Source organism: Methyloceanibacter sp., assembly GCF_049590335.1.
Lineage (GTDB): Bacteria > Pseudomonadota > Alphaproteobacteria > Rhizobiales > Methyloligellaceae > Methyloceanibacter.
Genome location: NZ_JBAWCQ010000076.1, coordinates 1 through 8,475 on the forward strand (window position 1 = coordinate 1; position 8,475 = coordinate 8,475).

At 59.5% G+C, this 8,475-nt stretch carries 11 protein-coding genes; 5 read left to right on the forward strand and 6 right to left on the reverse strand.

All coding sequences use genetic code 11. The features are described 5' to 3' along the window. Positions 1 to 619 precede the first annotated feature (619 nt). On the forward strand, positions 620 to 886 hold the full coding sequence (locus WBQ77_RS05770) for a GlsB/YeaQ/YmgE family stress response membrane protein (protein WP_424059324.1): 267 nt from the start codon (positions 620 to 622) through the stop codon (positions 884 to 886). Between the two features lie 211 nt (positions 887 to 1,097). On the opposite strand, the gene WBQ77_RS05775 is transcribed toward WBQ77_RS05770, so the two are convergent. The 3 genes from WBQ77_RS05775 to ampH form a co-directional block, all read right to left on the reverse strand. Then, positions 1,098 to 1,607: a hypothetical protein gene (locus WBQ77_RS05775; protein ID WP_424059326.1), complete on the reverse strand. Its 510-nt coding sequence runs from the start codon at positions 1,605 to 1,607 to the stop codon at positions 1,098 to 1,100. A 48-nt stretch (positions 1,608 to 1,655) separates the two neighbouring features. Further along, positions 1,656 to 1,994: a hypothetical protein gene (locus WBQ77_RS05780; RefSeq protein ID WP_424044927.1), complete on the reverse strand. Its 339-nt coding sequence runs from the start codon at positions 1,992 to 1,994 to the stop codon at positions 1,656 to 1,658. A 401-nt stretch (positions 1,995 to 2,395) separates the two neighbouring features. Beyond that, complete coding sequence (gene ampH, locus WBQ77_RS05785) at positions 2,396 to 3,565, reverse strand: D-alanyl-D-alanine-carboxypeptidase/endopeptidase AmpH (protein ID WP_424044926.1); 1,170 nt, start codon at positions 3,563 to 3,565, stop codon at positions 2,396 to 2,398. Between the two features lie 81 nt (positions 3,566 to 3,646). Here ampH and aroQ point away from each other — a divergent pair, with 81 nt between their 5' ends. After that, positions 3,647 to 4,213 carry a gamma subclass chorismate mutase AroQ gene (gene aroQ, locus WBQ77_RS05790; RefSeq protein WP_424059328.1) on the forward strand — a complete coding sequence of 189 codons (567 nt, stop codon included), beginning with the start codon at positions 3,647 to 3,649 and terminating at the stop codon, positions 4,211 to 4,213. A 419-nt stretch (positions 4,214 to 4,632) separates the two neighbouring features. Here the strand turns inward: aroQ and WBQ77_RS05795 are convergent, their stop codons facing one another. From WBQ77_RS05795 to fdhD, 3 genes are all read right to left on the reverse strand, one after another. Continuing rightward, positions 4,633 to 4,815 (reverse strand): DUF2853 family protein, encoded by a 183-nt coding sequence (locus WBQ77_RS05795; RefSeq protein ID WP_424044921.1) that lies wholly within the window; start codon positions 4,813 to 4,815, stop codon positions 4,633 to 4,635. A gap of 125 nt (positions 4,816 to 4,940) precedes the next feature. After that, a complete protein-coding gene (locus WBQ77_RS05800; RefSeq protein WP_424044919.1) occupies positions 4,941 to 5,495 on the reverse strand; it encodes a BPSL1445 family SYLF domain-containing lipoprotein in 555 nt (184 codons plus the stop codon). A 256-nt stretch (positions 5,496 to 5,751) separates the two neighbouring features. Then, positions 5,752 to 6,582, reverse strand: a complete 831-nt coding sequence (gene fdhD / locus WBQ77_RS05805) for a formate dehydrogenase accessory sulfurtransferase FdhD (protein ID WP_424044917.1) — start codon at positions 6,580 to 6,582, stop codon at positions 5,752 to 5,754. A gap of 233 nt (positions 6,583 to 6,815) precedes the next feature. On the opposite strand from fdhD, the gene WBQ77_RS05810 reads away from it, so the two are divergent. From WBQ77_RS05810 to WBQ77_RS05820, 3 genes are all read left to right on the forward strand, one after another. Continuing rightward, positions 6,816 to 7,349, forward strand: a complete 534-nt coding sequence (locus WBQ77_RS05810) for an HdeD family acid-resistance protein (protein ID WP_424059331.1) — start codon at positions 6,816 to 6,818, stop codon at positions 7,347 to 7,349. Between the two features lie 63 nt (positions 7,350 to 7,412). Next, positions 7,413 to 8,168, forward strand: a complete 756-nt coding sequence (locus tag WBQ77_RS05815) for a vWA domain-containing protein (protein ID WP_424059333.1) — start codon at positions 7,413 to 7,415, stop codon at positions 8,166 to 8,168. 42 nt (positions 8,169 to 8,210) lie between these two features. After that, positions 8,211 to 8,475: hypothetical protein (locus tag WBQ77_RS05820; protein ID WP_424059334.1), on the forward strand; the 265-nt coding region annotated here is incomplete at its 3' end.

Below are 8,475 nucleotides of genomic sequence, written 5' to 3' on the forward strand. Positions count from 1 at the left end.
TCTTGTTTCATCCAACACCAAATCCGGTTGGCACTATCTTTATCGATTCCCGCTGGAAGCGTCCTGAAGTCTCCTTCGTATGGGCAAGGTGAACGCCAGCCAGCGGCATCTGATTCAGCCGCTGCTGAAAAAGATAGGGCGAGAACAAGGAGTATCTGGGGAACGTGCTGCAAAATCAGTGTACCTATTCAGTACCTCGAATACGCGCTCGTCACTCATCTAGATCACATGACGCGAAACCCTACCGTGGTGCGCGGGCCAGTTTGGGATCTGCCACTATTGCTCAATCGGGCTCAACTCCCAGGAGGCGAACAACGAACCGCTCGCGGAGGTCGTCATGGAAATCCTCCCTGGACTTCCCGAAGAGGGCATCCGTAAGGTCAACTGTGCCAATGCCTTAGCAGTATACGGACACAGCGGACAGATGCGTGAAGAGGGTTGGCTGAACCCGCCGCGGTCGATTGGCGCACACTTTATCAGGACGACACAATCTTGCGGGACGGCCAGTCGCCACGGGTGGATTGACTTCTTTGGGCGTTTATTCGTGCCTAGTTGCAGTTGCGCTGCTAGTTTCAAGCATGCGGGGCAACGACCCCGTAGCGAACACGGGGAGGAAATCATGGATCTTGTTGGTGTGCTTGTTACGCTGCTTATCGGTGCGGTCGCGGGCTGGTTGGCTGGTGTCGTGGTCGAGGGTGCCGGCTTCGGCCTCTTGTGGAACGTCATCATCGGTATCGCCGGTGCCTTTATCGCAGGATGGTTATTCCCGCGATTGGGCTTTCGTTTGACGATTGCCGGAGGAGTCATCGGCGCGATTGTCACCGCGGCACTTGGTGCGATCGTTCTCCTGCTGGTGGTCAACCTGATCCAGCGGCTGATCGGCTAATCTGCGCATAGCGGTCAGACAACTTTAGCTCTGGACGCGCGCGCCGGCGCCGCATGCGAGCGCCGGGTTTGGGAGCGAGGACACTCGACTTCCGCCTCGGACGTCGAGTCCGGCGCCAGGTCTTTGTGCCCAAATTTTCTTTGCGCCCGAGCTTGGTCACTATCAAGCTCGCAGGCCGCTGCGCCAATTCTCACTCGATGCTCAAGGCAATTTACATTCGGGCATAGAGGCTGAAGAGCCACAAAGCCGTTGCTACGTAGACGAGCCAAGCACGTTTGCTGACGGCCATAACGATACAAAGCAGGATGGCTAGGACGCGCGCGACATTGAGCGACGACATCTCGCCATAGTCGGCAATGAAGTGGCTGCCGATGTAGACAGCCATCATGCCGAACACGACAGGCATTCGCTTTATGAAGTACGCCTCTGTGTCCTTGTTTTCCGGGTCAGGCGTCAGAGCGCTAACGATCACCAGGAACAGCATTGGCTGCAAGAGGTACGCCCAGTACTGAAAGTAGCCAATTCCATCGAGGTGCGACGTTACTTCCAGATAGCCGTAAACGCTCCAAATCGCATTTTCTGTGAAAAGCAGCGTGGCGAGAAAGTACGGAAGATAGAAATAATCCCGGTCGAAGAAGCGCCGCCACTGGCTGAGCAGGTCGGCCAAGGCGATACCGTAGATCAACAGCGGGAGGAAGGCGAGATACTCTGAGGCTTCCATTCGGTATCGGTGCCCTGTCCGGCCGCCGGGATCAACACCTGCTTTAGATTAAACCCCAGTCCGTCCTTTGGTCCACACCAACAGCTCAAGGCTCTGGCACAAAGACACCAGTAGTTGTTCCGCAGGCTGAGACGTCGCGGCTCTTAAGCCAACACGACGCCGCAACTCTCTATCCAAGGTCTCTACGAGATCAACGGGGTCGACGGTATTGGCGACGTCCTCGAGCCATTGGTGCAGCGGGCTGCCCTGCAATCTCGGCAGATCTCGGGCGACCGGCAGGCCTTCCAAGGTGAACAGCAGTGTTCGCCAGGCGTCTATCGGCTTCGGTTCGTCCTCGAAAGCGTCCGACGACTTTAGGAATGTGTGTAGATCTACGTGTTGCGCCATTTAGCTGTTCCTTAAGGCAATAAGCCCCGGTGCCTGTTAACGCCGGGGCTACCCACATCGCGGTGGACGCAGTAGGAGGAGGTAACACCCAGAGCGATGATAGCGATACGCAGCGGGGCCGGTGGAGGATCAGCGGCCTACGAAGAAGTAACGGCCAGGCGCTCGAAGACTAGGCTAGATTCTGCCAGACGCCGTCAACCAGTAGACCCATGGGAACCTCTTATGGAAAACTTCTTGCGGGGCGACCGCCGCCCGAACCGGCGACGAGAGAATTTTCGCATTCGTTACAAAAATACAAAGTGGGAAGTGTTTGGCGGGGGTTCAGGGCGCGGGGCCTGTGGTGTCGAAGGACGCTCACGACGCAGATCTCACCAGGTCGGCGGTGCAATTGCAGATAGGCCTTAGCGCGGCGCGAGCGTCGCGATCAGCTCGTTGACGACGTCGGCCATGGTCATGGCGGCGGCGAAGTCGAACTCATTGATAGCGACGAAGGCAGCCACGCCCCGGCTCGGCGCGAAGGCGATGTAGGAGAACGTGCCCTGCAGGCCACCGGCCTTTTGCAGGATCAGTGGGCGGTTGCCCTCCGGCATCATGACCACCCAGGCAAGGCTCATCGCGTCCATATGGCCGGACTCGTCCATGCCGGAAACAGGATTGAGATTGTCGCGGATGAGATAGGCTGCGTGATCGAGCATGCGCGTTTCAGCGTCCTTTTCCGCGAGGCGATCGAGATGCCATTGCATCCAGCGCAGCAGGTCTTTCGGCGTCGAGTAAAGGCCGCCGGAGCCGACGATGACTTCGCCGGTCGGAACATCGGGTAAGGCTTTGCCATCGAAGCCGTGGCCATGCATCAGACGGCTCTTTTGGTCGTCGCTAAGCGTAAAGCCCGTGTCGGTCATGCCGAGCGGATCGGTGATATGGGCCTTCAGAAGCCCCGGATAGGGTGTCTTTGCTGCTTCCGACAGGCCAATGGCCAGCAGATCGAAGGCGAAGTTGGAATAGAGCACGCCCGTTCCAGGCGGATAGAGCAGGTCGTTCTTGGCCAGCCAGCCCGCGAAGGCCTCGCGCGTGATCGGCTTGAAAGGATCGTCATCAGGTCCAGGCTCATGGGGTACTTCGCGCGGCAGGCCTGCGGACTGGGTCGCGATGTCGATCAATCGGATATTCGCAACATTGGGGTCCTTGCCCTTGCCGAAATCGGGCGCGACCGTGCCAAGCCGCTGGGTAAGGGAGACCGTGCCCTTGGCGGCGAGCGCGGCGAGGACCTGGCCGGTGAAGGCCTTGGTAATCGAGCCGATCCGCATCACCGTGTCGCCATCCGGCGCCTTGCCGCCCTCGCGGCGTTCACCGAACCCGTAGATGGCTGTCTCGCCATTCCGAACGGCGCCGATCACGAGCCCGGGAACCTTGCTCTGAAGGAACAGGATCGTCCCGGTAAACTCGACCGTCTCGTCGAGCAGCGGATCGGCAAGCGCCGGGGCGCCTGTGCCGCATAGGGCGAAGGCGCATGCAAAAAGACCGAGAAAAGCATTTCGGGTGCGTCGCGCTGCGGTGTGAGAATGAGCGGTCATGTCTTCTGGGGCCTTCAGTGCTGATAGGGTTGGCACGAGACGGTGTGGAGTCCTTTATAGCGGCTTGAAGCGCCTGCCCATATGACGGAGACGGAACAGTTGTGCCGTTTAGTCCTGGTTTTACTCTTAGTCTTAACATCGACTCAAAGTGCGTGGGCCGCGGGCCCTGAGAGCGGTCTGGACGCACTTCGTAAGCTACTGATCGAGCGTCTGGCGCTTATGGAGCAGGTGGCCGCCTATAAGTGGAACCAGCGGCTCCCGATAGACGATCCGGCGCGCGAAGCCAATGTCCTCAATGCTACTCTGGCGCGGTCGCGGGCTGCGGGGCTTGATGATGGGCTGGCACGGCGATTTATCGTGGCGCAGATGGAGGCGGCCAAATTCGTGCAGCGCTACTATTTTGAGACATGGCGGAAGGAGGGCGTCGAGACGATCGCGGACGTGCCGGATCTCAAAACCAATTTGCGTCCTCGGATCGGTGCGCTCTCGGCGGATTTGATCGTGTCGGTCGCCGAGAGCCGGAGCCAGTTGGCCGCGTGTCCGGCCGTCTCCATCCTGATGCCGGTTCCGGAGAAGCTATTGCGGGTGCCCCGCGCCTGGGCCATAGCCGTCAAAGGCGTGCTCGGAGAGCAGATGGTCTGCTCCTAAGACCGCAAAACGCCCTAAGCCAGGTCACTCTTTCCTAACCAAGTCACCTTTGTTGTCAGGGTTCGCTCTGTTTTTAGAAAAATTCACGCCTAAATAGGGTGAGAGATATTGTTTTCAACCATGTGATTTTTTACGACGCGATTATGAGACACATTGCTTTAACCGCCGCCGTTGGTTTTGTGGCCTTGTCCGTCGCGGGTTGCGCGGTCGAAGTGCCGATGTCGGCCTTCCGGGTGGGTCCGCTGGATCAGGACCGGAACGCGGTCGAGAAACCCCAACAAGACCAAAACGGGAAAGCCGCCGAACCGCGACGCTAGCGCTTGGCGCTGTTGTGCACGGCACGGGCCAGCGGCCGGAGCATTTCTGCTCCGAGCCGGTTGCTCTGCGCGTCCGAAGAATGTCCCAAACGGGACGGAGCGCTAAGCGAAGTCGGACAGCTTTCCGAAGTGATCGGCCAGCGTGTCGTAGACCGTCACCCTGTTCTTACTGCCCACGCCCTTTAGCTTCTCGCCGATGGTCGCGATGGCACCGTGGAACTCGTCGTCGGACAGGCTGAGGCCGAGCTTCTTCTTGACGTCCTCGCCCCAATCTGTGTCAGCCATCCAATCCTCCCGCAATTGGTTTCACAGCCTGCAATTGTCTTATGACAGCATCCTACGTCTGTAGGGGCCGCTTATGACAAGACGATTGCAGGCGTGCGCCAGAATGTATCAGCTGTCTTGCGCGCCTAACGGTCGATCTTGGTGATCTTGGAGCCTTCGAGCGTTAGGTTGTACATTAGCCCCTTCGGATCGAGCACGAAGCCGATCACAGGCTGGGTGATCTTGTCCGTGTCGACGGATCCGCCGACGCCGAGCGTGATGATGGCCACCGAAGCGTCCACCCCGATCTTGAAACCCGAAAGGCTGTAGAACTGATCGAGCGCGTCTTGGGTCATGAACATGATGATGACCGAGCGCTCTTGCACGCCGAGTTGGAAGCCGAACGAGGCGCCGACGAGATTGTAGAATCCGGCCGGCTTCTGATCGACAATCAGCATGCCTTCGCCGTACTCGCCGCCAATGCCGAAACCAGCCTTGACGACGGATGGGAACACCAAGATTCCCACGGCTTTGTTGGCCAGCGGCCGTGCGCCGCCGATCTGATCGACGAACTTATGCAGCGTGTCGTTAACGTCGTTCTCGATCTCCTGGCCGGACGCGGCCTCGGCCGGCGACGATGCTGAGCAGAGCGCAGCGAGCGCGAGGCAGGCGGCAAATAGACTGGTCGTCAGAAATTTCATGGCGCAGCTCCTTGAATTCCCCCCAACCGCCCAGCAGGGCTGCATTGTGGCAGACCTTCGCCCGGCATGGGGCAACAATCTGCGCGAACAATTCGGACTGTAAGCCCGTTCAGTATTCTCTGCGAAGATACAAACTGGACCTGTTCTTCAATATCAACGCGCCGGAAGATCTCGACTTTACCCGCGCCTGTATTTCGACGACCTGCACGTGAACGACCCTGCCGCGCGCCGCGCCGACTAGGCGGGCCGAGGTCCTCTAAGCCACGTCGCTTTTCGACGCGCCCGCGATACGGTGTGGGTGGGTGAAGACTTCGAACCCGTCCTTGCGGGCGACGGCGGCCAAGGTCAGCCCGCAGGCCTCGGCCATGCGCACGGCGAGCGCTGTGGGGGCCGACACGGCCACGACGATGGGTGCGCCGATCATGGCCGATTTCTGTACCATTTCAATGGAGACGCGGCTGGTCAGCACGATAATGCCTTGCGCGGCGGTCTCGCCATCTCGCGCGCGAGCGCCGCCCAGCTTATCGAGGGCGTTGTGACGGCCCACGTCCTCACGGACGGCCAAAAGACCCCGCGCAGGCTCCCAGAAGCCGGCGGCGTGCACCGCGCGGGTCTCGCGGTTGAGCTCCTGATGGGCGGCAAGCGAAGAGACGGCCGTCATGATCTCTTCGGGCGTCAAAACCTGGCCCTGGCTCACGGGCGGCGGCGGGCGCATGGCTTCGATCAGACTTTCGACACCGCAGAGGCCGCAGCCCGTCGGGCCGGCCAGCTTACGTCGGCGGCCCAGGAACTCGGCCGCGTCTTTCGTTTTCAACCAGACGCGCAGTTCAATCCCGGCGTCTTCCTCGACCACCTCGACCGTGTCGATGGCCTCCAAAGACGGCACGATCCCTTCGGTGAGGGCAAAGCCGACCGCAAAGTCTTCCAGGTCCTGCGGCGTGGCCATCATCACCGCGTAAGAGGCCGTGTTGAAGGTGAAGGCGATCGCGGTTTCTTCGGGGATCGCACGTGTGCCCGCGGTCATCTCGAGCGAGGCGGAATGGGCGCGCCAGACCGAGCAGGGGACGCGGACGATCGGTTTAATCATGGGGCCCTCCGGGACCGGACACCGGCTGAAGGCGGCATTCTGAGAATCACTTCTCTTAGATAGTGGATCATATCAGCCTCCGCTACCGCGTGTCGGCGTCCAATAAAACAGGGGAATTCAACGAAAACCGATTATCCCCCGGCGTGGTGGGGGCCGAATTGCTATAATTCCGAGCACAAGCTGCGGGCGCGCTCGCGGTGAAAAAACGAGACTACATCAGGGAGGATTTGAACATGTCTGTAACGACCGTTCCGAAGAGCCACTCGGATATCTGGTGGGTTTTCCTGCTTGAAGGGATCGCGTCGATCATCTTCGGTTTTCTTCTGATTACCCGACCCGCGGAAACGCTAGTCGCGCTTGTCGTTTTTCTCGGGCTCTATTGGTTGTTCGTGGGTGTGCTGGAATTGGTGCGGGTCTTCGTCGACGACACCGTGCCCTGGTACTGGTCGCTGATCATCGGTGTGCTGGGTATCCTCGCGGGCATCATCGTATTGAAGCACCCGGTCTTTTCCGCCGTGGTGTTGCCCACGGCTATTGTCGTGTGGCTCGGCGTTCTCGGCGTCGTCATCGGCATCATCGCGATCATTGGGGCCTTCACCGGCGGCGGCTTTGGCTCCTTCATATTCGGTTTGATTAACTTGATCATCGGTGTTGTTCTGCTTGGCGCGCCAATTCCCGCAGCAGTGGCTCTCCCGATCGTTTTTGGGGCACTTCTATTGATCCAAGGCGTGATCTTGATCGTATATGCGTTCAAAGCCCGCGAGTAGATCGCTTTCGCGCCCGCTGACTAGGCGGGATTAGGAGTACCTTGCGGGGAGGAGAGTGTGAAAGTGCAGTCGCTGAGTAAAATTCTCCTCGCAGGGCTTCTGCTTGCGGCGCCGCTCGCGGTCATTGCAGATCCGAGCAAAGCACAAGACCAAAAGACGCCGTGCACCGAAGATGCGATGATCGTGTTCGATGCATCCGGGTCCATGGCCGGGAACCTGGGACAGGGCATAATGACCGAGAAGCCGCGCATTCATGAAGTGCGCAAGGCTTTGGCCCGCGTTCTGCCGGGGGTCACGCAATATCGCAAAGTAGGGCTCATCACCTATGGTCCGGGCCCCTACCGTCAGTGCAATGTTCAACTCGACCTGCGGCCGATCCCCGATGCCACCGACCCCATCATGAGCGTTGTCACGGGTCTGAACCCGGCGGGCAAGACGCCTTTGACCGAAGCTGTCGAGCAGGCGGCGGAGGTCCTCGACCATCGGGCGCAACCGGGCATCATCGTCCTGCTGACAGATGGCGAGGAGACATGCGATGGCGACCCATGCGCCTTGGGCAAGACGCTCTTGGAGAACAGCTCCAATCTGACCGTCCACGTCATAGGGTTTCAAATGAGGAACTTTACCTGGATCGGCGAATCGAGCGTTTTGGATGTGAAGTGTCTCGCCAAGGAAACGGGCGGGCTCTATATCTCGGCGGAAAACGAGGAAGACTTGGTGAAAGCCTTTCAGCAGACCCTAGGCTGCCCTATGATGTCGGCATTGGAGCGACAGGGGCTCTTGCCCAATGACTCAAACTTTCTAGGGATGCGCCCTTAGATTGCCGTAAGGTGGCAATTTTTAGGGCACGGGGTAGCAGGCATGTCTGCGTTGGGTTTTTTCAGGCGTTGCAGCCTTGCACTGATGCCCGTTTGCGTGTGGCCGGCGCATGCCTTCGCGGCGGACACGCTCACGCCATGCACCGAGGACGCGATGATCGTCTTCGATGCCTCGGGTTCTATGGCGGGCAGCCTTGCGGAGGGGATCGGCGCGAAGATCCGGCGTATCGATGAGGTCCGCAAAGCCCTTGGTCAGGCTCTGCCGCGCGTCACGCACTTCCGCAAAATCGGGCTCATCACCTACGGTC

Excerpts from the sequence above, each read along its gene's own strand:
- WBQ77_RS05770 (WP_424059324.1), top strand. The coding sequence starts at position 620 with ATGGATCTTGTTGGTGTGCTTGTTACGCTGCTTATCGGTGCGGTCGCG.
- WBQ77_RS05775 (WP_424059326.1), bottom strand. The coding sequence starts at position 1,607 with ATGGAAGCCTCAGAGTATCTCGCCTTCCTCCCGCTGTTGATCTACGGT.
- WBQ77_RS05780 (WP_424044927.1), bottom strand. The coding sequence starts at position 1,994 with ATGGCGCAACACGTAGATCTACACACATTCCTAAAGTCGTCGGACGCT.
- ampH (WP_424044926.1), bottom strand. The coding sequence starts at position 3,565 with ATGACCGCTCATTCTCACACCGCAGCGCGACGCACCCGAAATGCTTTT.
- aroQ (WP_424059328.1), top strand. The coding sequence starts at position 3,647 with ATGACGGAGACGGAACAGTTGTGCCGTTTAGTCCTGGTTTTACTCTTA.
- WBQ77_RS05795 (WP_424044921.1), bottom strand. The coding sequence starts at position 4,815 with ATGGCTGACACAGATTGGGGCGAGGACGTCAAGAAGAAGCTCGGCCTC.
- WBQ77_RS05800 (WP_424044919.1), bottom strand. The coding sequence starts at position 5,495 with ATGAAATTTCTGACGACCAGTCTATTTGCCGCCTGCCTCGCGCTCGCT.
- fdhD (WP_424044917.1), bottom strand. The coding sequence starts at position 6,582 with ATGATTAAACCGATCGTCCGCGTCCCCTGCTCGGTCTGGCGCGCCCAT.
- WBQ77_RS05810 (WP_424059331.1), top strand. The coding sequence starts at position 6,816 with ATGTCTGTAACGACCGTTCCGAAGAGCCACTCGGATATCTGGTGGGTT.